This is a genomic window from Nocardioides sp. Z40_12, assembly GCF_058215795.1.
The window spans coordinates 1-21,839 of the sequence record NZ_JBZAJA010000010.1 but is presented as its reverse complement, the minus strand read 5'-3'; the positions used below and the strand labels follow the sequence as shown (position 1 = coordinate 21,839).

Below are 21,839 nucleotides of genomic sequence, written 5' to 3'. Positions count from 1 at the left end.
CCGATAGGCATCGACGGGGGCGCGCCCGCCCAGTACGGTGCCTCGCGTGCCGCCGCCCGCCCTCGCCCACCGGAACTTCCGGTGGCTGGTCGCCGGGACCACGACGAGCGCGCTCGGCAACGCGATCACGCCGGTGGCGCTCGCCTTCGCCGTCCTCGACCTCGGCGGCTCGGCGACCCAGCTCGGGCTGGTCGAGGCGGCGTACGCCCTGACCCACGTGCTGACCACGCTCTTCGGAGGCGTGATCGGCGACCGCGTGCCCCGCGCCCTGCTGCTGCAGGGGTCCGCCCTGGGCGCCTCGGCCACCCAGGCCCTGATCGGGGCCAGCCTGATCGGCGGCTGGTCCAGCATCCTGATGCTCGGCCTGGTCGGGATGGCCAACGGCTCGCTCTCCGCACTCAGCGGCCCGTCGTCCGCGGCGCTGACACGCCAGACGGTGCCGGAGGAGGTCCTGCCCGCCGCGGTGGCGCTGCGGCGCCTCCTGCAGAACACCGCCATGGTCGTCGGCTTCGCGGGAGCCGGAATCGTCGTCGCCGCCGCGGGATCGGGGTGGGCCATCACGCTGGACGCGGTGTCCTTCGCCGCGGCGGCGTACTGCTTCCACCAGCTGGACGTGGCTCCTCTGCCGGCCACCTCCGCCCACGGGCAGGTGCGCTCGCTGGTCGGCGACCTCGGCGAGGGCGCGCGCGAGGTGCTGAGCCACACCTGGCTGTGGATGCTCATCCTCCAGGCCACGCTCTACCACCTCTTCTACGGCGGCGTGCAGGGCGTGCTCGGGCCCATCGCCGTCCGCGACGCGTGGGACGTCGCGGCCTGGGGCTGGGCCCTGGCGGCGCTGATGACCGGCTTCATGGCGGGTGGCGCCATCTCGCTGCTGATCCGTCCTCGGCGGGGGCTCCTCGTCGGCACCCTGCTGCTGTCGCTCACCGCGTGCTTCCCCGCCGCGATCGCGCTGGGCGACAGCCTCACCGTCCTGCTGGTCGGCGCGTTCCTGCACGGTCTCGGGCTGGAGATCTTCTCGGTCAACTGGGACCTCGCCATCCAGCAGAACATCGCCCCGGACAAGCTCGCGCGGGTCTACTCCTTCGACCTGGTGGGGTCCTACCTGGCCCGCCCGCTGGGCCTGGCCCTGGTCGGACCCGTCAGCGCGGCCACCGGGGTGACAGCCTGGCTCTGGGTCTGCGCCGCCGTGATGGCCGCGGGCTCCCTGGCCGCAGCCGCCCTGCCCTCGGTACGCCGGCTCACCGCGTCCGGAAGGACCACACAGCCTCCTGGGGCCCCGCCTTCCGCGGCTGCTGGTCGAGCCGGGCACCGCCCACGTCCTTGATCGCCGGGGCGACGGAGACCCGGTAGCTCGTCCGGCGCTTCAGCGCGGACCTCGCGGTCACCACCAGCCGGGTGGCGTCCTCCGAGAGCCTGAGCCGCACGGGCACGCTCCTGCCGCCGGGCCGGGACAGGCGTACGGCGGCCTTGGTGACGCTGTTCCGCCGGAGCGGCTCGGAGAAGCGGATGCGCACCCCGACCCGCCCGGAGCGGGGCTTGGCCCGCCACCCGACCACCCGGGGGGCCGCCTTCTTCGCCCCTGGCCCCTGGGTGGGCTCCTGCCCCGGACCGTTCGGCCCGCCCGGGGGCCGCGTCGGGGCCGGTGACTTCGTGGGGTCCTGTCCCGGGGTGCGCGTCGGGGACGCCGACGGGCCAGGCCCTCCGGCGGGCTGCCACAACGGAGAGATCCAGTAGTTGGACTGCCGGTGGCCGCGCGACGGGTAGGAGCCGCAGGGGGCCTCGTCGTAGCAGTGCGCACCGTTCGGGCTGCTCTCGGTGTCGGCCAGCGCAGTGACCGGCCCCTCGGTCAGCGAGCGTCCGGCGAAGAACCCGTACTCGAACGCGTACATGGTGCGAGGAGTGAAGTAGGACGCGGTGTAGGTGACGTCGGGGCCGACCTCGACCGGGGTGTCGAAGGCGAGGTCGGTCCAGCCGTCCGCCGTCCCGGCGGCCACCTCGCCCGCGGCGATCCGGTTGCCCTGCTCGTCCCACAAGGAGATCCGCAGCCGCGACGGGTCGACCCGGTAGACACGGAGCCCGGTGACCAGCACCGGGCTCGAGGTCCGGAACCGCACGCCCAGCTCCAGCCCGTTGCGTCGGTCGTCGGCCACGCAGTAGCCGCGGGCGTCCACCACCCACCGACCGCAGTCGGCCGAGCGCTGGCGACCCGGCCGGTCCGCGGGCCACCAGGCCCCCGCGTCCTGCTGCTGGGCGGCCGCGCTCACTCCCGCGGGCGAGGACCAACCGCCGGCCAGCAGCGCGAGTGGGACGACGAGCGCCGCCGCCGTCAGCAGCGTGCTCAGCACGGCGGTCAGGGTGCGTGCGGGTCGGACCGTCATGTCGGGCTCCCTCGTCCTCGGAGCCACGTCGTGGAGCTCCTGGGATCGCGCGCTCGCGCGCGACTTTCCTCACCGTAGACCCGAATGAGATCTGCGTCACACCCTGCTCGGCGCGGCGGTCTCCAAGGCGCTCGACCGGGCCGGCTTCGCGATCGTGGCCACCGGTCTCCAGCAGTGCCTCGTCGACGGCGGCGGTGTCGACAGCGTGGACGTCAAGAAGATGGAGAAGCTCTTCCTCTCCCGGGCGTGAGCCCCGCGTCGCGGCTCACCGGCAGATGTTGACGTCCTGGGAGCCCAGGACGCCGTCCCAGACCTCCCGCATGGGCGGCAGCCACGACTGGGTGGTCGGCACGAACGCGATGCTGCCCGGCACCCGCCCGCGCACGCCGTCCACCTCCATCCGCTCGACCACCAGCGGCAGGGTGAGGTGACGTTGCCGGGTGCCCTCCCAGCACGCGGAGGCGCGTCGCTTCCCCACCGCCTCCTTGAGCGAGATCGGGTCGCCGACCGACTTGCCGCCGTAGCGCCACGCGACGGTCGTGGCGTAGCCGGTCTGGCCCTCCCACGGGGCGTGGACGGTCGCCGCCATGCCGCGGGTCCGGCGGCTCGCCACGTAGAAGACCACCCGGCCGTCCTGCACCGTGCGCTCCCGCGACGACCACTCGCGCACCACCCGAGCGTCGCGGGTGCGACGAGCCTGGTGCAGCCTGACCAGGCAGCCCTCGCAGTCCTCCACGGTGAAGGCCAGCCGGGTCCGGGCCGGCGCCGAGGCGAGCTCGGCCGCCGCGCTCGCCCCGGTGCGGCTCCCGGACCCGGCGAAGGCGTGGCCGGCCCCGGGCAGGACGAGCGCGCTCGCGGTGACCGCGGCGAGCAGGGCGCCGGTCAGCCACCGGGCGCGTGCGGGCCTGCGGAACCGGTCTCGAGACAGGTGGCCGGCGGTCATGGTGTCCTCCCGGAGGGTGCGTGTCCCCCTCATGACGCACCAGGGGCCAGCCCAGGTTGCACCCGCGCCCGGACCGTCGGCAAGGCGGCTGTCCGGCCGCCGGCAGGCGCGTCCTAGGGTTGCCCGGTGCTCATCCTGCTGCCTCCCAGTGAGGGGAAGACCGCCCCGCGCCGCGGCAAGCCCCTCGACCTGACGACCCTGTCCTTCCCCTCGCTCACCCCGACCAGGTCGCTGCTGCTGGACGCGCTCGTCCGGCTCTGCGCCGACGACCCGGCCGACGCCGCGCGGGTGCTGGGGCTCGGCCCCACCCAGGCCGCGCTGGTGGCCCGCAACGCCGAGCTGACCACCGCCCCCACCGCACGGGCCGACGCGGTCTACACCGGCGTCCTGTACGACGCCCTCTCCCCGGCCACGCTCTCGCCGGCGGCCAAGCGGCGCGCGACCCGCCAGCTGGCCGTCGCCTCGGCCCTCTTCGGGCTCGTCTCCCCCGCCGACCGCATTCCCGCCTACCGCCTCTCCGGCGACGCCGCGCTCCCGGACCTGGGCCCGGTCGCCGCCCACTGGCGCGAGCGCCTCGGGCCCGCGGTCACCGACCGCGTGGGCCGTGGGCTCCTGGTGGACCTGCGCTCGGGCACCTACGCCGCCTTCTGGCGCCCGGGCCCCGACCTGGCCGGGCGCACGGTCGGGATCCGGGTGCTGCACGAGCACCGGGGCGTCCGCAAGGTCGTCAGCCACTTCAACAAGGCCACCAAGGGGCGCCTCGTCCGCGCCCTCCTGGAGGAGGGCGTGACGGCCCGCAGCGCGGGCGGCCTCGCCGGGGCCCTGCGGGACCTGGGCTGGCAGGTCGAGCAGGGGCACCCGGGTGCCCACGGCACCCGCCTCGACGTGGTGGTCGCGGACGTCTAGGCCGGGGCCTGGCCGCCCAGCCCGGAGTCGGCCGTGCGGACCAGGATCCGCTGGCACTCCTCGCAGCGGATCACGTCGTCGGCGGGAGCGGCCTTGATCCGGGCGAGCTCCTGGGCGTCGACTCCGAGGCGGCACCCGCTGCACTGCCGCGCCCGCAGCAGCGCCGCCCCGATGCCGTCCTTGGCCTGCCGGAGCCGGTCGTAGAGAGCGAGCAGGTCTGCGGGCAGGTCGGTGACGGCCGGACCGCGGCGGGCCACCAGCGACTGGAGCTCGGCGTCGATCTCCGCCTCCTTCTCGGCCCGCGCGGCGGCGAGGTCGGCAAGCCTGGCGTCGCTGGCGGCCAGCTCCTCCTCGTGGCGCGACAACGTCGCCTGCGCTTCCTCGAGGCGCTCCATGATCTCCAGCTCGGCGTCCTCGAGGGTGCTGACGCGGCGCTCGAGCGACTCCAGCTCGTGAGTCATCCGCTGCAGGTCCTTGGGGTTGCTGACGAGCCCCTGGTCCATGCGGTCGCGGTCGCGCGTCCGGCGCGTGCGCACCTGCTCCACGTCGGCCTCCGCCTTCCGCAGCTCGACGGTCAGGTCGTCGACCACGATGCGGGCATCGCGGGCGCGGTCGGCCACCTCGGCCCGGCTGGCCTCCAGCTTCTCGATCTCGGCCGCCTCCGGCAGGTGGGCGCGGCGGTGGCGCAGCTGGTCGACGGCGGAGTCGAGCTCCTGGACGTCGAGCAACCTGGCCTGGTCGGCGGGATCGGCTTTCAGGGTCGTGCTCCTTCGGTGGGTGGGCCTGCGGGGATCTGGAACGTCCACGGGTCCGTGCGGATGGTGCTGACGCGGGTCTCCACGGTATCGCCCCACGTCGCCAGCACCCGAGTGGCCACCACCGGGAGCCACGTCCACTCCGCCGCCCAGTGCGCCACGTCGATGAGCGCGGGCCCCTGCTTCTCGACGAACTCCGCGGCGGGATGGTGGCGCAGGTCGCTGGTGAGGTAGGCGTCGACGTCGAGCGAGGCGACGTGGTCGAGGAACGAGTCGCCGGCTCCGCCGACGACCGCGACACGGCGGATCGGACGGTCCGGGCGGCCCGCGACCCGGACCCCCTGCGCGGTCGCCGGGAGCCGGTCACCGACGAGGCGGGCGAACTCCTCCAGGGTCGTCGGGTCGACGGACCCAATCCGGCCGGTGCCGGTGACCGCCTGGCCGGGGTCGGCCACCTCCAGCACGTGGTAGGCCGGCTCCTCGTAGGGGTGGGCGGCGAGCATCTCCCGCACCACCTGCCGACGCAGCGCCCGAGGCAGCACCACCTCGATCCGCTCCTCCGCGACGACCTCGAGCTCGCCCGGGCGGCCGATCGCGGGGTCCGCGCCCTCCTGGGGACGGAACCGCCCCTCTCCCGCGCCGGTGAAGCTGCACAGGTCGTAGTCGCCGAGAGCCCCTGCCCCCGCCTCGCCGAGCACGTGGCGCAGCCGCTCGGCGTCCTCCCGGGGCACGTAGACCACGAGGGTGTCCAGCGCCTCCTGCGGGGTCGGCAGCAGCGGCTCGAGCCCGGTCAGCCCGAGGGTGCGCGCCAGCGCCTCGGAGACGCCGTCGACCGCCTGGTCGGCGTTGGTGTGGGCGGTGAGCAACGCGCAGCCCGCCCCCGCCAACGTGGCCAGGGTCCGCCCCTTGGGGGTGGTGGCCGCGAAGCCGTGGACCGGCTTGAGGAAGAGCGGGTGGTGGACCACGAGCAGGTCCGCGCCCCAGCCGGCGGCCTCCCGGGCCACCTCCAGGGTGGGATCCACCGCGAACATGACCCGCCGCACCGGAGCGTCCGGGTCGCCCAGGACGAGGCCCACGGCATCCCACTGCTCGGCGGTGCCGGGCGGGTACCACGTGTGCAGACGCGCGACGACTTCCTGCAGGGTGGGCATGGAGGTGAATCCTAGTGCGGCGTGCGTCGGGACGGTTTCGAACCGCCGACCGCTCGGGTGTAAACCGAGTGCTCTACCGCTGAGCTACCGACGCGAGGCGGGCCAAGACTACGGCACGGGAAATGAGTTGAGCCGCTGGCGTCTCGGGTCACCAGCGGCTCAACAAGGATGATGCTATGCCCTGGGAACCACCGGTGTCCGGCAGTTCGGGCTCTGCGAAGGTAAAGAATTCTCCGCGTCAGGCCTCGGCCGCGGCACGGAGCTGGACGAGGTGCTCGTCGAGGTCCCGACCCTGCGGCATCGGGTTGTGCACCGACCAGCAGACGGTGCCCGCCCGGTCGACGACGTAGGAGGAGCGCCGCGGGATGCCCTTGGCCTCGTCGAAGACCTCGTAGGCCCGGGAGACCTCGCCGTGGGGCCAGAAGTCGGAGAGCAGGGGGAAGTTGAGCCCGTCCTGGTCGGCGAAGGCACGCAACGAGAACACCGGGTCGCAGGAGATCGCGACGACCTCGGTGTCGAAGGTCATGAACTCGTCGAGGCGGTCCCTGACCACCGCCATCTCCCCGGTGCACACCCCCGAGAAGGCCCACGGGTAGAAGAGGATCGCCACCGCCTTCCGCCCGCGGTACGACGAGAGGGTGACGTCCTGCCCGAACTGGTCGCGCAGGGTGAAGTCGGGGGCGGGGCCCCCGGGGATGAGTCCGCTCATGATGGCGCCATCATCGCACCGACCGGTTGCCTGGCCCGAGCAGGGTGAGGCTCGCCCACCCTGCTCGCGAGCGGGTCAGCTGTTGGCCAGGACGCGCTTGAGGATCTTGCCGGTGGCGTTGCGCGGCAGCTCGTCGAGGAAGACGATCTCGCGCGGCACCTTGTAGCGCGCCAGGTTGCCGCGCACCCAGTCCTTGAGGACGGTCTCGTCGGCCGCGGCCGGGTCCGAGACCACGACGAAGGCGCGCAGCCGGTAGCCGAACTCCTCGTCCTCGATGCCCACCGCGGCCGCCTCCACCACGCTGTCGTGACGGCACAGGCAGTCCTCGACCTCACGGGGGAAGACGTTCTCGCCGCCGCTGACGATCATCTCGTCGTCGCGGCCCTCGACGTAGAGGCGACCGTTCTCGTCGAACCGGCCGACGTCACCGGTCGACATCAGGCCGTCGATCATCTCCTTGCCCCCGCCCCCGGTGTAGCCCTCGAAGAGCATCGAGTTGCCGACGAAGATGCGCCCGGTCTCCCCCTGCGGCACCTCCTTGCCGGCCGGGTCGAAGATCTTCACGGTGGTGGCGTACGGCGGCTTCCCGGCCGAGGTGGGCGCCTCGCGCAGGTCGACGGGGTTGGCGATGGAGGCGTAGGCCACCTCGGTCGACCCGTAGATGTTGTAGAGGTTGTCCCCGAACCGGTTCATCCAGGACAGGGCCAGGTCGCCGGGGAGCGCCGAGCCCGAGGCGGCGACCATCTTGAGGGACGGCATCGTGATGCCCGCCAGGGTCTCCTCGGGCAGGTTGAGGATGCGCTGGAGCATCACCGGGATGACGATGAAGGAGTCGCAGCGCTCGTCGCGGACCACCTTGAGGGACTCCTCGGGGTCGAACCTGCGCCGCAGCACGATGGTCGAGCCGAGCAGCATCCCGAGGAAGAGGTGGGCGAAGCCCCAGGTGTGGAAGAGGGGCGCGGCGATGTGCGTGCGCCACCCGGACTTGAGCGGCAGCCGCGACATCAGGGCGACCGCGTTGCTGATGCCGGCCTCCTTGCGCGGAGCCCCCTTGGGGGTGCCGGTGGTGCCGGAGGTGAGGATGACGATCCGCGCGTGGTGCTCGGGCGGGGTGAGGTCGGTGGTCGGGTGGGCCGCAATCAGCGACTCCAGGGAGTCCGGTGCCCCGGGGGCGTCGGTCCAGGCGAGGATCTTGTCCTTGACCTCGGCGGCGGCGAGCAGAGCGGTGAACTCCTCGTCGTGGATGACCAGGACGGGCTTCTCCCGCGCGATCACGTCGACGAGCTGCGGGCCGGCGAAGGCGGTGTTGAGGTAGAGCAGGTCGGCGCCGAGCTTGGCGACCCCGATGGTGGCGTCGACGAAGCCGCGGTGGTTGCGGCACATGATCCCCACCTGGTCGCCCTCCTTCACCCCGCGGGCGGCGAGGGCGTTGGCCAGGGCGTTGGAACGCTCGTGGATCTGCTTGAAGGTCAGGGAGCCGAGCTCGTCGATCAGGCCGACCTCGTCGGGACGCGAGATCGCGAGCTGGCTGAAGCCGCCCGCGGGGCCGGTCCCCCACGCCTTGACGGTCTTGACGATCCCGCGCAGGACACGAGGGGACATGGGGTGGACCACCCCGGCGCTGGACAGCACGGACAGGGTCTTGACGATGCTCATGTGAACCTCGGGCTCGTGGAGGGCCGTGTCCGTAGTGCTGGACGACGGCTCAGGCGGGTGTCTTCGGCGTGACCAGCCGGGTGGCCTGCCAGTCCTTGCTGACGGCAGCGGTGGTGGTCTGGGCCAGACCCGCGATCGGCGCGGCCTCGGCGATGTCGGCGGCGTCGACGCTGTTGGGCCGGCCCACCTTCGGAGTCAGGAGCCAGATGGCGCCGCCACCGACCACGTCGGTCTTGGCGTCGACCAGGCCGTCCGCCAGGTCGCCGTCCTCGTCGCGCCACCACAGCACCACTGCGTCGACCACGTTGCCGTAGTCCCCGTCGACCATGTCGGCGTCGATGGCGTCCTCGATCGCGATCCGCAGGTCGTCGTCGGTGTCTTGGTCCCAGCCGAGCTCCTGCACGACCAGTCCGGGCTTCAGCCCCAGCCTGCTCGCGACGCCGTCGCCCGATCCTTGGGTGGACTCCCCGCCCACGCTCGCAGTCAACGGACCCTCCTTCGTCACGTATACCCCCGCGGATGCGCGGAGTGATGAGTAGTCCAGCGGAGTCCGGCCCTGAGCGCAAGCCTGAGCCCAACAGGCGTACCAGCCGGTAGATTCTTCCTGCCGCGCCGACGTGCGACGATGCACCCGTGAGTGACCAGCCGACCGATCGCCCGTACACCCCGTCCGTCATCCATGAAGGGCTGCCCACGCAGCTGCCGGACATCGATCCGGAGGAGACTCAGGAGTGGCTGGCGAGCTTCGACTCGCTGGTCGACGACCGCGGCCGGGCCAGGGCCCGCTACCTCATGCTCCGCCTGCTCGAGAGGGCGCGCGAGAAGCAGGTGGGGGTCCCCGCGCTGCGCTCCACCGACTACATCAACACCATCCCCTCCGAGCGTGAGCCGTGGTTCCCCGGTGACGAGCAGATGGAGCGGCGCATCCGTGCCTTCATCCGCTGGAACGCCGCGGTGATGGTCTCCAGTGCCAACCGCAAGGGCCTGGAGGTCGGCGGCCACATCGCCACCTACCAGTCCGCGGCCAGCCTCTACGAGGTCGGCTTCAACCACTTCTTCCGGGGCAAGGACCACCCCGGCGGCGGCGACCAGATCTACATCCAGGGGCACGGCTCGCCGGGCATCTACGCCCGGGCCTTCCTCGAGGGCCGGCTGACCGAGGGTCAGCTCTACCGGTTCCGGCAGGAGGTGCAGCACGGCGTTGGCCAGGGCCTCCCGTCCTACCCCCACCCCCGGCTGATGCCCGACTTCTGGGAGTTCCCCACGGTCTCCATGGGCCTGACCGGCATCAACTCGATCTACCAGGCGCGCTTCAACCGCTACCTGGCCAACCGGGGCATCAAGGACACCCGGGACCAGCGCGTGTGGGCCTTCCTCGGCGACGGCGAGATGGCCGAGCCCGAGTCGCTCGGCGCGATCCGGGTCGCCGCCCGCGAGGAGCTCGACAACCTCACCTGGGTGATCAACTGCAACCTCCAGCAGCTCGACGGCCCGGTCACCGGCAACGGGAAGATCATCCAGGAGCTCGAGGCCAACTTCCGCGGCGCCGGGTGGAACGTGATCAAGGTGATCTGGGGCCGCGAGTGGGACGCCCTGCTCGCCCGCGACGTCGACGGCGTCCTGGTCAACCGGATGAACACCACGCCCGACGGGCAGTTCCAGACCTACTCCACCGAGGACGGCGCGTTCGTCCGCGAGGACTTCTTCGGCAGCGACCCCCGGCTGCGCGCGATGGTCGAGCACATGAGCGACTCGCAGATCGAGAAGCTGCCCCGCGGCGGGCACGACTACCGCAAGGTCTACGCCGCCTTCGACGCCGCCACCAAGCACGTCGGTCAGCCGACGGTGATCCTGGCGCACACCATCAAGGGCTGGACGATCGACGCCCTGGAGGGCAAGAACGCCACCCACCAGATGAAGAAGCTGACGCCGGCCGACCTGAAGAAGTACCGGGACCGGCTCTACCTGCCGATCAGCGACCGGGAGCTCGAGGAGTCCTACGACCAGACCGGCGGGGCACCCTTCTTCCACCCCGGCAAGAACGCCCCCGAGATCGAGTACATGCTCGAGCGCCGTCGCGCGCTGGGCGGCTCCGTCCCCCGGCGGGTCGAGCGGGCGACCCCGCTGACGCTGCCGGGCAAGGACACCTACACCGAGCTGCGGCAGGGGTCGGGCAAGAACAAGATCGCCACCACGATGGCGCTGGTCCGCCTGCTGCGCGACTGGATGAAGGACAAGGGGATCGGCGACCGGATCGTGCCGATCGCGCCCGACGAGTACCGCACCTTCGGCATGGACTCGATGTTCCCGCAGGCCAAGGTCTACAACCCGGGCGGCCAGCAGTACGACGCCGTGGACCGCAAGCTGCTGCTGGCCTACAAGGAGTCGGCTCAGGGCCAGATGCTCCACGAGGGCATCTCGGAGGCGGGCGCGATGGCCTCGGCCACGGCGGCGGGCTCGGCGTACTCCACGCACGGCGAGCACATGATCCCGTTCTACATCTTCTACTCGATGTTCGGCTTCCAGCGCACCGGCGACTCCGTCTGGGCCATGGCCGACCAGCTGGCGCGCGGCTTCCTCATCGGCGCCACCGCCGGGCGCACCACGCTGACCGGGGAGGGCCTCCAGCACGCGGACGGCCACTCCCCCCTGCTGGCCAGCACCAACCCGGCCGTCGTGCACTACGACCCGGCGCTCGCCTACGAGGTCAGCCACATCATGGAGTCCGGCCTCACCCGGATGTACGGCGACCAGGCCGAGAACGTCATCTTCTACCTGACCGTCTACAACGAGCCGGTCAGCCAGCCGGCCGAGCCCGACGACGTCGACGTCGACGGCATCCTGCGCGGCCTGCACCGGGTCAGCGTGGGCGAGGGCGACGGACCCCGCGTCCAGCTCCTCGCCTCGGGGGTGGCCTGGCCCTGGGCCGAGAAGGCCGCCACGATGCTGCGCGAGGACTGGGGCGTCGTCGCGGACGGCTGGTCGGTGACCTCCTGGAACGAGCTGGCCCGCGACGCCGTGGCCGCCGAGGAGTGGAACCTGCTGCACCCCGACCAGGAGCGGCGGACGCCCTACGTCACCGACAAGCTGCGTGAGTCCTCGGGTCCCGTGGTGGCCGTCTCCGACTTCATGGCGGCCGTCCCCCTCCAGATCGCCCGGTGGGTGCCGAACGACTACCGGGTGCTGGGGACCGACGGCTTCGGCTTCGCCGACACCCGGCCGGCGGCCAGGCGGTTCTTCCACGTGGACGCGGAGTCGATCGTCGTCCAGGCGCTCCAGGCGCTCGCGGACGCCGGCGAGTTCCCGGTCGACAAGGTCGCCGAGGCGGCCCGGCGCTACCGGATCGACGACCCGACCGCGGTCTCGGACGTGGCGCAGGAGGGCGGCGACGCCTGAGGCGCGGCGCCCGGCGCGGCTCAGCCCGCCGGGCGTCTGTGCAGGTCCGGCACCGGCGAGACGGGCGACCGCCCGGCCTCGCTCTGGCGCACCGGGCGGTCCTGGCCCTGCTCCAGCAGTCGGCGCCAGGTCGCGCGGGAGTGGCGCTGGGGCTCGGTCCCCGCGATGAACTCGCGCAGGATGGCCGCGAACTCCTCCGGGTGGTCCTTGTGCGGGAAGTGGCCGCTGTCGGGCAGCACCACCACCCGCGCCGACGGCGCCAGCGCGGCTGCGTGGGCGGCGTGGGTCGCCGGGATGACGTGGTCGTCGGCCCCCCACACCACGCACATCGGCATCTCCCGGGTGAGGTAGGCGCGATCCGCCATCGTCACCACCTGTCCCTTCCAGTCCACGACGGCGCGCACCACGTGACGGATCGCGGCCCGCTGCCGCGGGTCGGTGAACTGCTCGTAGACCGCCGCGACCTCGTCCAGGTCGCGGGTGCGCGGCAGGCCGGTCGAGGCGAGCACCCGCAGCGTGGTGGACGCGACGTGCCGGACGACCGGCAGGGTCAGCACCCCCATCACCTGGTGGAAGCCGGGGCTCGTGATGGCGCGGATGGCGGGGCTCACCTCGGGCCCCAGACCTCCGGAGGAGACCAGCACGATGCGCCCGGTGCGCTCCGGGTACTGGTAGGCGAACTGCATCGCCACGCCGCCGCCGAAGCTGTGCCCCACCACCGTGACCTTGTCGATGCCCAGCACCGTGAGCAGGTCGCGCATGCCGTTGGCGTAGCCACCCAGGCTGTAGTCGGCGCGGGGCTTCTCCGACTGGCCGTGGCCGAGCAGGTCGGGGGCGATGACGGTGTGGTCCCGGGCCAGGTCGGCCAGCACCGGCGACCAGGTGCGGTGGTCGCAGCCGAGCCCGTGGAGCAGCAGCAGCACCGGCCCCGATCCGGCTCGCACGAATGCCCGCCGGTGACCGTGCAGGGTGAGGTGATCCACCTCGAAGGCCGGGTCGGACACGCGCTCCCCCCTTCGTCGCTGTGCTCGTATTCAAGCATCCGCCCTCCCTGGTGAGCCGCTCCGTGCGAAGGCTTTAACGTGATCGAGACCTTTGGCGGGTCTGCACTAACATGGGGATGTGACTTTCGCCACCGATGACCTGGTCCCGCAGGACCGTGCCGGCGTCGTCTCGGCCCTCGACCGCTCGTCGGGCGCCCTCAGCACCGCGGCCATGGCCCGGATGGAGGACCAGATGCCCTGGTTCGCTCAGCTGAGCGCGGAGGACCGGTCCTGGGTCGGGCTGATCGTGCAGGCAGGCATCCGCGGCTTCACCGGGTGGCTGCGCAGCCCGCCCGAGTCGGGGGCAGAGGGATCGTGGGGGCACGCGCTGGCCGGCCAGATCTTCGGTGCGGCTCCCCGCGAGCTCACCGGGGTGATCAACCTGCAGCAGACGGTGGACCTGATCCGGCTCAGCATCGACGTCGTGGAGTCCAACATCGAGTCGCTGGTCGAGCCCACGGAGATCCCGGCGGTCCGCGCGGCGGTGATGCGCTACGCCCGCGAGGTCGCCTTCGCCACGGCCGAGGTCTACGCCCGGGCCGCGGAGTCCCGGGGGGCCTGGGACGCCCGGCTGGAGGCCCTGGTCGTCGACGCGGTGCTCAGGTCTGAGGGCGACGAGACCCTGCTCTCCCGGGCCAGCGCGCTCGGCTGGGCGGCCCGCGACGGCGTCACCGTGGTCCTGGGCAGCGCTCCGCTGTCCCGCACCGACACCGACGTCTTCGGGGAGGTACGCCGCCTCGCCCGGCTCGCCGGCATGGACGCCCTCTGCGCCACCCAGGGTGAGCGCCTGGTGGTGGTGCTGGGCGGGGTCCGCGACCCGCGCGCGGCGGCGGGCGCAGTGGCCGACCTCTTCGGCGAGGGGCAGGTGGCCGTGGGCCCGGTGGTCCCCGGCCTGGACCGGGCCCACGTCTCGGCGCGGGCCGCGGCGGCCGCGCTGCGCGCCGCCCCGGGGTGGCCCGAGGCCCCCCGTCCGGTCAGCAGCGACGACCTCCTCCCCGAGCGCGCCCTCGCCGGGGACGGTCACGCACGCAGGCACCTGGTCGAGGAGGTCTACGGCCCGCTGGCCGCCTCCCGCGGGGCGCTGGTCGCCACCGTCTCGGCCTACCTCGCCGCCGGCGGCTCCACGGAGGCGGCCGGTCGCGCGCTCTACGTGCACCCCAACACGGTCCGCTACCGGTTGCGCCAGGTGGCGGCCCTCACCGGCCTGGACCCGACCGCGCCGCGGGAGGGCTTCACCCTCCAGCTCGCCCTCGTGCTGGGGCGCCAGGCGCACCGCTCCAGCGCGGCCGACCCTTTGTAGGAACCCCACAAACTTCGTCGCGACCTTTCGTGTGCGTCCCCGATGGGTTCGGTGGGCCGGGACGGGCACAGTTGGCTCCGTGCTCGTCATCGTCGCACCCGGCCAGGGTGCCCAGTCCCCCGGTTTCCTCTCCCCCTGGGTCCAGGACCCGGTCTTCAGGTCCCGCATGAACTGGCTCTCCGCCGTCGCCGGTCTCGATCTCGTCACGCACGGGACCGAGTCCGACGCGGAGACCATCCGCGACACCCGGATCGCCCAGCCGCTGCTGGTGGCGACCGGGCTGGTCGCGGCCCTGGAGCTCTTCCCCCACCCCGCCGACGCGTTCGGCAAGATCGGGGCGGTGGCCGGGCACAGCGTCGGCGAGCTGACCGCGGCCGCCGGCGCCCGGGCGATCACCGCGGAGCAGGCCATGGTGCTGGTCCGCGAGCGCGGCGCGGCGATGGCCCGGGCCGCCGCGACCGAGCCCACCGGCATGACCGCGGTGCTCGGCGGCGACCGTCAGGAGGTGCTCGAGACGCTGGCCTCCCACGGTCTCGTGGCGGCCAACGACAACGGGCCCGGCCAGCTCGTGGCCGCCGGCACGGCCGCCCAGCTGCGTGCCCTCGCCGACGCGCCCCCGTCCCGGGCCCGGCTGGTCCCGCTGAGCGTCGCCGGCGCCTTCCACACCGTCCACATGGAGCCCGCGGTCGCCCATCTGGCCGCCCTGGCGCGCTCCGTGTCGACCCACGACCCCCGGACCCGCGTGATCTCCAACCGCGACGGCCAGATCGTCCACGACGGCCCGGAGCTGCTGGCCCGGCTGGTCGGCCAGATCGCGACGCCCGTGCGCTGGGACCTGTGCCTGGAGACCATGCAGGACCTGGGCGTCACCGGCATCTTGGAGATGCCGCCCGCCGGCACCCTGACCGGCATCGCGAAGCGCGCGCTCAAGGGCGTGGAGACCTTCGCCCTCAAGCACCCCGACCAGCTCGACGAGGCCCGGGCCTTCTGCGACCGGCACGGCGAGGCCTCGCCCATGGACATCTCCCCCACCTGGCGGATGGTCGTCGCCCCGGCCAAGGGGACCTTCCACCAGGCCAGCGGCGTGGACGCCACCGAATCCCTGCCCCCGGGGAGCGTCATCGGGGACGTCGCCAGCCTGCGCGAGCGCACCCCGGTCTCCGCCCGGCACGGTGGCCAGGTGATGGAGTGGCTCGTCGAGGACGGCGACCCGGTCTCGCCGGGCCAGCCGCTGCTGCGCCTGCATCCCGAGGGGGCGGCGTGACCGCGCTCCGGCCGCTCGCCGCCACCACCGGCTCCCCGGGCGCCCGGATCCTGGGAGTCGGGGCCTACCGGCCGAGCCGGGTGGTGCGCAACGCCGACCTGGTCGCCGCCATCGAGTCCTCCGACGAGTGGATCCAGCAGCGGTCCGGGATCAAGGAGCGCCGGTTCGCCACCGCCGAGGAGACCGTGCAGCTGATGGGGGTGCGCGCGGCCGCCGCGGCCCTGGAGCGAGCGGGGATCGAGGCCCGCCAGGTCGACTGCGTGGTGGTGGCCACCGTGAGCCACCTGATGCAGACCCCGGCGGTCGCCACCATGATCGCCCACGAGCTCGGCACCGAGCAGGCCGCTGCCTTCGACATCTCGGCGGCCTGTGCCGGCTTCTGCCACGGGCTGGCCCTGGCCAACGACCTGGTCCGCGGCGGCACCGCCCGCCACGTGCTCGTCATCGGGGTCGAGAGGCTCAGCGACATCACCGACCTGAACGACCGGGGCACCGCCTTCATCTTCGCCGACGGCGCGGGCGCCGCAGTGGTGGGGCCCAGCGAGGAGCCCGGCCTCTCCCCCGTCGTCTGGGGCTCGGACGGCGAGCAGTCCGACCTGATCCGGCAGCGCGAGGACTGGCGCGACGTCGTGGGCACCGCGGACGCACCCGGCAGCGGCGTGATGCCCCACCTGACCATGCAGGGCAACGCGGTCTTCCGCTGGGCCTCCTTCGCGATGGCGAAGGTGGCGCGACAGGCCCTCGACCAGGCGGGCGTGCGGCTGGAGGACCTCGACGTCTTCGTCCCCCACCAGGCCAACATGCGCATCATCGACGCGATGGCCCGTTCCATGGGTCTCCCGGCCCACGTCCGCGTCGCCCGCGACGTCGCCGAGCAGGGCAACACCTCGGCCGCCTCCATCCCGATGGCCCTGGAGCGGATGATCTCCGAGGGTGAGGCACGCTCGGGCGACACGGCCCTGCTCATCGCCTTCGGCGCCGGCCTGGCCTACGCCGCACAGGTCGTGATCGTCCCCTGAGCCCGCACCCCGAGGCCCGCCCGCACCACCCGGCCCGCCGCTGCGGTCCAACCCCCCGGTTCACCACCCACCAGTTCACCGCCACCCAAGGAGAAGGAAGCAACATGACCACCGAAGAGATTCGCACCGACCTGGCCGAGATCGTCAACGAGGTCGCCGGCATCGAGACCGGCGACGTGCAGCTGGACAAGTCGTTCGTCGACGACCTGGACGTCGACTCGCTGTCGATGGTCGAGGTCGTCGTCGCCGCCGAGGAGAAGTTCGGCGTCACCATCCCCGACGACGAGGTGAAGAACCTGCGCACCGTGGGCGACGCGGTCGCCTTCATCGAGCGCGCGCAAGCCGCCTGAGCACCCGGCCGGTGGTCCGCGAGGACCACCGGCCAGCGGCCCCCATCGACCACGCAAGGAACGGAAGACCCACATGAGCACCCGAGTCGTCGTCACCGGTCTCGGCACCACCAGCCCGCTCGGCGGGGACGTCACGTCCACCTGGGAGGCCATGCTGGCCGGCCGGTCCGGCGTACGCCGCCTCGAGGACCCCTGGGCGGCCGACATGCCGGTCAAGATCGCCGGCCGCGTCGCCGTGGAGCCCAGTGAGGTGCTCGAGCGCGTCAAGGCGCGGCGCCTGGACCGGTCGAGCCAGTTCGCCATGGTCGCCGCCCAGCAGGCGTGGGCGGACGCGGGCCTCGCCGAGGCGGCCGTCGACGGGGACCGCCTCGCGGTGTCGATCGCCTCGGGCATCGGGGGCGTCACCACGCTCCTGGACAACTACGACGCGCTGCGCGACAAGGGTCCGCGCCGGGTCTCGCCGCTCGCGGTGCCGATGCTGATGCCCAACGCGCCGGCCGCCAACGTGTCGCTGGCACTCGGCGCCAGGGCAGCCGTCCACGCCCCCACCTCGGCCTGCGCCTCGGGCAACGAGGCCCTCGCGATGGCGCTCGACCTCATCTCGCTCGGCCGCGCCGACGTCGTCGTGGCGGGGGGCACCGAGGCAGCCATCCATCCACTGCCGATGGCGGCGTTCGCCAACATGATGGCCCTGTCGAAGAACGACGGCGACCCCACCACCGTCTCGCGCCCCTGGGACACCGCACGCGACGGCTTCGTCCTCGGCGAGGGCGCCGGCATCCTGGTGCTGGAGTCCGAGGAGCACGCACGTGCTCGTGGCGCGAAGATCTACGCGGTCGTGCTCGGCGCGGGGATCAGCAACGACGCCCACGACATCGCCCAGCCCGACCCCGAGGGACGCGGTGGGACACGCGCGATCCGCCAGGCCGTGCAGGCCGCGGGCATCAGCGCCTCCGACGTCAAGCACGTCAACGCCCACGCCACCTCCACCCCTCTGGGAGACGTCGCCGAGGGGCTGATGCTGCACGCCGTCCTGGGCAGCGCCGTCAACGACGTGGTCGTCACCAGCACCAAGTCGATGACCGGACACCTCCTCGGCGGCGCCGGGGCCCTGGAGGCCGTGGCCACGGTGATGGCGCTGCACGAGCGCATTAGCCCGCCGACCATCAACCTCGACGACCTCGACGAGCGGGTGGAGCTCGACATCGCCACCAAGGCCCGTCCCCTGCCCGACGGCGAGATCGCCGCCCTCAACAACTCGTTCGGCTTCGGTGGCGCCAACGTCGCGGTCGCCTTCGGCTCGGCCGGGAGCGCCCGATGACCGCCATCCCCGCTGCCGCCGCAGCGTCCTCCCAGACCCGGGTCGCACTCAAGGTCCCCCGCCACGAGGACCCGCGCCACCCCGCCACCCGCCTCGCGGCCCTCTTCGACGAGGGCACGCTCGAGCTGATCAGCCCCGACGACGACTCCGGGATGATGGCCGGCACCGGCAGGATCCACGGCGCGCCCGCCGTGGCCTTCTGCTCCGACGCCACGGTGATGGGCGGTGCGATGGGGGACACCGGCTGCCGCGTCGTGGTCGACGCCTACCACCGGGCGATGGCCGACGGCGTCCCCGTCATCGGGCTGTGGCACTCCGGCGGCGCCCGGCTCGCCGAGGGAGTGCTCTCGCTCCACGCCGTGGGGCGGATCTTCCACGTGATGACGCAGGCGTCCGGCAAGGTGCCGCAGATCTCGGTGGTGCTCGGTCCCGCCGCCGGCGGCGCCGCCTACGGGCCCGCCCTCACCGACGTCGTCATCCTGGGCCCCGAGGGACGCATCTTCGTCACCGGGCCGGACGTCGTCCGGTCGGTGACCGGCGAGGACGTCGACATGCTCCGCCTCGGCGGCCCCGAGCCGCACGGCCGGCGGTCCGGCGTGGTGCACGTGCTGACCGACTCCGAGGAGGAGGCTCTCGCACGAGCCCGCAGCCTCACCTCGCTGCTCGGCTCGCAGGGCAGCCTGGACCCCGACTTCGTCGAGGACGTCGACCTCGAGGCGCTGCTGCCGGCGGCGCGCAAGCGTGCCTACGACGTGCACCCGCTCGTGGAGGCGGTGCTCGAGCCCGGAACCACCGAGGAGCTCCACGCCCGGTGGGCGCCCAACGTGGTCACCGCCCTCGGCCGGCTCGGCGGCCGCACCGTGGGCGTGGTGGCCAACAACCCGCTGCGCCTGGGCGGCTGCCTGGACTCCTTCTCCGCGGAGAAGGCCGCCCGCTTCGTCCGGATGTGCGACGCCTTCGGCATCCCCCTGCTGGTCCTCGTGGACGTGCCGGGCTACCTGCCGGGCGTCGGCCAGGAGTGGGACGGCGTGGTCCGCCGTGGCGCCAAGCTGCTGCACGCGTTCTCCGAGTGCGTGGTCCCCCGCGTCACCCTGGTGACCCGCAAGACCTACGGGGGCGCCTACATCGCCATGAACGCCCGCTCGCTCGGCGCCACCCGTGTCTTCGCCTGGCCCGGTGCCGAGGTCGCGGTGATGGGGGCGGTGGCCGCGATCCGAGTGCTGCACCGTCGCCGCCTCGCGGAGGTCTCCCCCGACATCAGGCCCCAGGTCGAGGCCGAGCTCGCGGTCGAGCACGAGAGGATGGCCGGCGGCGTGGAGCGGGCGGTCGAGATCGGCGTGGTCGACGAGGTCGTCGAGCCCCGCCGTACCCGGACTGCTCTTGCCCGGGCGATCGCGGACGCCGTCGAGACCCACGGGGTCCCCCGCGGCCAGCACAGCAACATCCCCCTCTGACCGGCGCGGGTCCGAGGCGGACCCGCGTCAGCGTCAGACGACCTGGTGCAGCCAGCGGACCGGTGCGCCGTCGCCCGCGTGGCGGAAGGTCTCCAGCTCGTCGTCCCAGGCCTTGCCGAGCAACTTGTCGATCTCGAGGAGCACCGTGGTGTCGCCCATGGCGGCCTTCACCACGGCGGCCTTCAGCCTGTCCTCGGGGATCATGATGTCCCCGTGCAGGCCGGTGACGGCGTGGAAGACCCCGAGCTCGGGCGTGTAGGAGTAGCGGGTGCCCTCGGTCGACGCGGTGGGCTCCTCGGTCATCTCGAACCGCAGGTGGTTCCAGCCGCGGAGCGCGGACGCCACAGCAGCCGCCGTCCCCGCGGGTCCGGTCCAGGACAGCTCGGAACGGTAGGTGCCGGGCTGCGCGGGCTGAGGGGTCCAGTCCATGCTGACGGCAGCGCCGATCACACCGCCCACTGCCCACTCGATATGCGGGCACAGCGCGGACGGCGCTGAATGCACGAACAGGATCCCCCTGGTCGCAGGTCCGTTCGGACGGGGGGCAGTACGTGTGGTCACCGTGACCTCCTTCGTTCCGGCGCGAGCTACGCCTTCCCCAGCGGTCTCGTCATGGAACAAGGAGCAAGATGACACATATGTGGTTTGTGCGACCATTGTGACTCACTCGAGACCACAATGCCAGCGTTGACGACCCGGACACGCCGACGCGCGGCCGGGCCTGGCCACTCAGGCCTTGCGCTCCAGCATCTCGGCCCGCTCCGCAGCGTCCGTGATCTGCTCGCCGTCGATCGCGTTGGTGCGGTGGAACCATGCCAGCGCGTCGCCGTCGCGGCCGGCGGCCTCGAGGATGTCCGCGTAGGCGTAGCGCAGCCGGACCACCCACGAGGCGCGGCTCTTCGACATCAGCGGCGCCAGCTCGAGCGTGCGCAAGGCGGCGTCGAGCTGCCCCATGTCCCGCCGGGCACCGGCTTCCACCAGTGTCATCTCCGCCTTGGCCTCGGGGCTGAAGTTGGCCACCGACGGGCTCTTGGCGAGCTTGAGCGCCTGCTCGGGCTGACCGAGTGCCCGGTGGCAGTCCGCCATGATCGGCAGGTAGTCCGTGGCACCGTTCATCCGCTTGGCGGCCCGCAGCTCGGCCAGCGCCTCGGCGTAGTGGCCTGCCGCATACGCCGTCTCCCCCGTCGCCTCGCGGACCACGGCAAGCCGCTGCGCCCGCGAACGCGCCGCCAGCGCGTGCTGGTAGGCGGTCTCCGGGTCGTCCTCGATGAGCTCGCCTGCCGCAGCCAGGTGACGGGCCACCCGGGCGGCCAGCTTCTCGGGCAGGCCCTTCAGCTGCGCGATGATCCCGCGGTCCAGCTCCTTGCCGGTGATGTGCGCGGGGATCTCCGGACCGTCGTACCGGGCCTGGTCGACCGTGCGGGGAGTGCGATCCTCCGCGTCCCGAGGACGACGGGGGCCGCCACGGCCCTGGGGGCCTCCGGCCCGCTCGGTCCGGCGCCCACCGCGCTCGCCGGCGCCGGCGCGCTCACTCGGGCGTCCGCTCCGCTCCGCGGGCCTTCCGCTGCGGCCCTCGGACCGTCCGCCGGACGAGCCATCGGTCGAGCCACCGGAACGCGGCGGCTTGCCGCCACGGGCGTCGGAGCCACCGGGGCCACGACCGACCCTCTTGTCTCCACCGCCACTACGTCCCCCTTGACTGCGACGCTGCTCAGCCACGACTCCACCTTCTCGTTGTCTTCGCGTGCACGACCCGAAGGGCCGTGAAATGGCGCAGAGGCCACCCTAGTGGGTGGCCTCTGCGGAGTGTATGTCCGGCGGCGTCCTACTCTCCCACAACCTCTCGGTTGCAGTACCATCGGCGCTGAAAGGCTTAACTTCCGGGTTCGGTATGGGACCGGGTGTTTCCCTTTCGCTATGGCCGCCGTAACTCTTGTGGCATCCCATCCCCTCGGGCGTGGACCTGGACACTCCCCATGCAGGGGGGTCCGCCCATGCACCCGTATTGGGGTGGGGCCAAGCTCGTTGTTGTGTTGTGTGTGTTCGCAGACCAACCCGGGAGGGTTGTTGTCTGGGAACTGGTTAGTGGACGCGGGCAAACATGTGCGCATTAGGGGTCTTGTCACCGTTGAGTGGTTTTGTACGGTGTTGGGACAAGCCCTCGGCCTATTAGTACCGGTCGGCTAGGCAT

The 21,839-nt window shown here is 72.6% G+C and carries 19 protein-coding genes, 1 tRNA gene and 1 rRNA gene; 9 read left to right on the top strand and 12 right to left on the bottom strand.

The features are described 5' to 3' along the window. The first annotated feature begins 46 nt into the window (after window positions 1-46). A complete protein-coding gene (locus AC4BG9_RS17035; RefSeq protein ID WP_490572312.1) occupies window positions 47-1,327 on the top strand; it encodes an MFS transporter in 1,281 nt (426 codons plus the stop codon). On the opposite strand, the gene AC4BG9_RS17030 is transcribed toward AC4BG9_RS17035, so the two are convergent. Together AC4BG9_RS17030 and AC4BG9_RS17025 are read right to left on the bottom strand one after the other, a co-directional pair. After that, on the bottom strand, window positions 1,242-2,381 hold the full coding sequence (locus AC4BG9_RS17030) for a DUF4082 domain-containing protein (protein ID WP_490572311.1): 1,140 nt from the start codon (window positions 2,379-2,381) through the stop codon (window positions 1,242-1,244). The genes AC4BG9_RS17035 and AC4BG9_RS17030 overlap by 86 nt on opposite strands. Before the next feature lie 265 nt (window positions 2,382-2,646). Beyond that, window positions 2,647-3,324, bottom strand: coding sequence for a hypothetical protein (locus tag AC4BG9_RS17025; protein ID WP_490572310.1), 678 nt, complete (start codon window positions 3,322-3,324; stop codon window positions 2,647-2,649). A gap of 126 nt (window positions 3,325-3,450) precedes the next feature. Here AC4BG9_RS17025 and yaaA point away from each other — a divergent pair, with 126 nt between their 5' ends. Beyond that, a complete protein-coding gene (gene yaaA / locus AC4BG9_RS17020; RefSeq protein WP_490572309.1) occupies window positions 3,451-4,230 on the top strand; it encodes a peroxide stress protein YaaA in 780 nt (259 codons plus the stop codon). On the opposite strand, the gene AC4BG9_RS17015 is transcribed toward yaaA, so the two are convergent. The 6 genes from AC4BG9_RS17015 to AC4BG9_RS16990 form a co-directional block, all read right to left on the bottom strand. Then, window positions 4,227-4,958, bottom strand: coding sequence for a zinc ribbon domain-containing protein (locus AC4BG9_RS17015; protein WP_490572308.1), 732 nt, complete (start codon window positions 4,956-4,958; stop codon window positions 4,227-4,229). The genes yaaA and AC4BG9_RS17015 overlap by 4 nt on opposite strands. A 26-nt stretch (window positions 4,959-4,984) precedes the next feature. Continuing rightward, complete coding sequence (locus AC4BG9_RS17010; RefSeq protein ID WP_490572307.1) at window positions 4,985-6,136, bottom strand: Nif3-like dinuclear metal center hexameric protein; 1,152 nt, start codon at window positions 6,134-6,136, stop codon at window positions 4,985-4,987. 22 nt (window positions 6,137-6,158) lie between these two features. Further along, window positions 6,159-6,230: transfer RNA gene (locus tag AC4BG9_RS17005), tRNA-Val, on the bottom strand. Window positions 6,231-6,374: 144 nt separating this feature from the next. Further along, a complete protein-coding gene (locus tag AC4BG9_RS17000; RefSeq protein ID WP_490572306.1) occupies window positions 6,375-6,845 on the bottom strand; it encodes a peroxiredoxin in 471 nt (156 codons plus the stop codon). Between the two features lie 75 nt (window positions 6,846-6,920). Next, window positions 6,921-8,501 (bottom strand): AMP-binding protein, encoded by a 1,581-nt coding sequence (locus AC4BG9_RS16995; protein WP_490572305.1) that lies wholly within the window; start codon window positions 8,499-8,501, stop codon window positions 6,921-6,923. 49 nt (window positions 8,502-8,550) lie between these two features. Further along, on the bottom strand, window positions 8,551-8,988 hold the full coding sequence (locus AC4BG9_RS16990; RefSeq protein WP_490572304.1) for a DUF3052 domain-containing protein: 438 nt from the start codon (window positions 8,986-8,988) through the stop codon (window positions 8,551-8,553). Between the two features lie 146 nt (window positions 8,989-9,134). Here AC4BG9_RS16990 and aceE point away from each other — a divergent pair, with 146 nt between their 5' ends. Then, on the top strand, window positions 9,135-11,897 hold the full coding sequence (gene aceE / locus AC4BG9_RS16985) for a pyruvate dehydrogenase (acetyl-transferring), homodimeric type (RefSeq protein ID WP_490572303.1): 2,763 nt from the start codon (window positions 9,135-9,137) through the stop codon (window positions 11,895-11,897). 20 nt (window positions 11,898-11,917) lie between these two features. Here the strand turns inward: aceE and AC4BG9_RS16980 are convergent, their stop codons facing one another. Further along, window positions 11,918-12,901 (bottom strand): alpha/beta fold hydrolase, encoded by a 984-nt coding sequence (locus tag AC4BG9_RS16980; protein ID WP_490572302.1) that lies wholly within the window; start codon window positions 12,899-12,901, stop codon window positions 11,918-11,920. 118 nt (window positions 12,902-13,019) lie between these two features. On the opposite strand from AC4BG9_RS16980, the gene AC4BG9_RS16975 reads away from it, so the two are divergent. The 6 genes from AC4BG9_RS16975 to AC4BG9_RS16950 all read left to right on the top strand — a co-directional run bounded on the left by AC4BG9_RS16975 (window position 13,020) and on the right by AC4BG9_RS16950 (window position 19,648). Continuing rightward, window positions 13,020-14,240 carry a PucR family transcriptional regulator gene (locus AC4BG9_RS16975; RefSeq protein ID WP_490572301.1) on the top strand — a complete coding sequence of 407 codons (1,221 nt, stop codon included), beginning with the start codon at window positions 13,020-13,022 and terminating at the stop codon, window positions 14,238-14,240. 79 nt (window positions 14,241-14,319) lie between these two features. Beyond that, on the top strand, window positions 14,320-15,504 hold the full coding sequence (locus AC4BG9_RS16970) for an acyltransferase domain-containing protein (protein ID WP_490572300.1): 1,185 nt from the start codon (window positions 14,320-14,322) through the stop codon (window positions 15,502-15,504). Next, complete coding sequence (locus tag AC4BG9_RS16965) at window positions 15,501-16,523, top strand: beta-ketoacyl-ACP synthase III (protein ID WP_490572299.1); 1,023 nt, start codon at window positions 15,501-15,503, stop codon at window positions 16,521-16,523. Before AC4BG9_RS16970 ends, AC4BG9_RS16965 begins: the two co-directional genes overlap by 4 nt. A 104-nt stretch (window positions 16,524-16,627) precedes the next feature. Continuing rightward, window positions 16,628-16,873 carry an acyl carrier protein gene (locus AC4BG9_RS16960; RefSeq protein ID WP_490572298.1) on the top strand — a complete coding sequence of 82 codons (246 nt, stop codon included), beginning with the start codon at window positions 16,628-16,630 and terminating at the stop codon, window positions 16,871-16,873. 73 nt (window positions 16,874-16,946) lie between these two features. Further along, complete coding sequence (gene fabF, locus AC4BG9_RS16955; protein WP_490572297.1) at window positions 16,947-18,194, top strand: beta-ketoacyl-ACP synthase II; 1,248 nt, start codon at window positions 16,947-16,949, stop codon at window positions 18,192-18,194. Further along, a complete protein-coding gene (locus tag AC4BG9_RS16950; RefSeq protein WP_490572296.1) occupies window positions 18,191-19,648 on the top strand; it encodes an acyl-CoA carboxylase subunit beta in 1,458 nt (485 codons plus the stop codon). Before fabF ends, AC4BG9_RS16950 begins: the two co-directional genes overlap by 4 nt. 33 nt (window positions 19,649-19,681) lie before the next feature. Here the strand turns inward: AC4BG9_RS16950 and AC4BG9_RS16945 are convergent, their stop codons facing one another. The 3 genes from AC4BG9_RS16945 to rrf all read right to left on the bottom strand — a co-directional run bounded on the left by AC4BG9_RS16945 (window position 19,682) and on the right by rrf (window position 21,577). Next, window positions 19,682-20,209: a DUF3145 domain-containing protein gene (locus AC4BG9_RS16945; RefSeq protein WP_490572295.1), complete on the bottom strand. Its 528-nt coding sequence runs from the start codon at window positions 20,207-20,209 to the stop codon at window positions 19,682-19,684. A gap of 168 nt (window positions 20,210-20,377) precedes the next feature. Further along, window positions 20,378-21,367 carry a tetratricopeptide repeat protein gene (locus tag AC4BG9_RS16940; RefSeq protein WP_490572294.1) on the bottom strand — a complete coding sequence of 330 codons (990 nt, stop codon included), beginning with the start codon at window positions 21,365-21,367 and terminating at the stop codon, window positions 20,378-20,380. A 93-nt stretch (window positions 21,368-21,460) separates the two neighbouring features. Further along, window positions 21,461-21,577 (bottom strand): 5S ribosomal RNA (gene rrf, locus AC4BG9_RS16935). Window positions 21,578-21,839: the final 262 nt, after the last annotated feature.

Excerpts from the sequence above, each read along its gene's own strand:
- AC4BG9_RS16960 (WP_490572298.1), top strand. The coding sequence starts at position 16,628 with ATGACCACCGAAGAGATTCGCACCGACCTGGCCGAGATCGTCAACGAG.
- AC4BG9_RS17010 (WP_490572307.1), bottom strand. The coding sequence starts at position 6,136 with ATGCCCACCCTGCAGGAAGTCGTCGCGCGTCTGCACACGTGGTACCCG.
- AC4BG9_RS17025 (WP_490572310.1), bottom strand. The coding sequence starts at position 3,324 with ATGACCGCCGGCCACCTGTCTCGAGACCGGTTCCGCAGGCCCGCACGC.
- AC4BG9_RS16950 (WP_490572296.1), top strand. The coding sequence starts at position 18,191 with ATGACCGCCATCCCCGCTGCCGCCGCAGCGTCCTCCCAGACCCGGGTC.
- AC4BG9_RS17000 (WP_490572306.1), bottom strand. The coding sequence starts at position 6,845 with ATGAGCGGACTCATCCCCGGGGGCCCCGCCCCCGACTTCACCCTGCGC.
- fabF (WP_490572297.1), top strand. The coding sequence starts at position 16,947 with ATGAGCACCCGAGTCGTCGTCACCGGTCTCGGCACCACCAGCCCGCTC.
- AC4BG9_RS16995 (WP_490572305.1), bottom strand. The coding sequence starts at position 8,501 with ATGAGCATCGTCAAGACCCTGTCCGTGCTGTCCAGCGCCGGGGTGGTC.
- AC4BG9_RS17030 (WP_490572311.1), bottom strand. The coding sequence starts at position 2,381 with ATGACGGTCCGACCCGCACGCACCCTGACCGCCGTGCTGAGCACGCTG.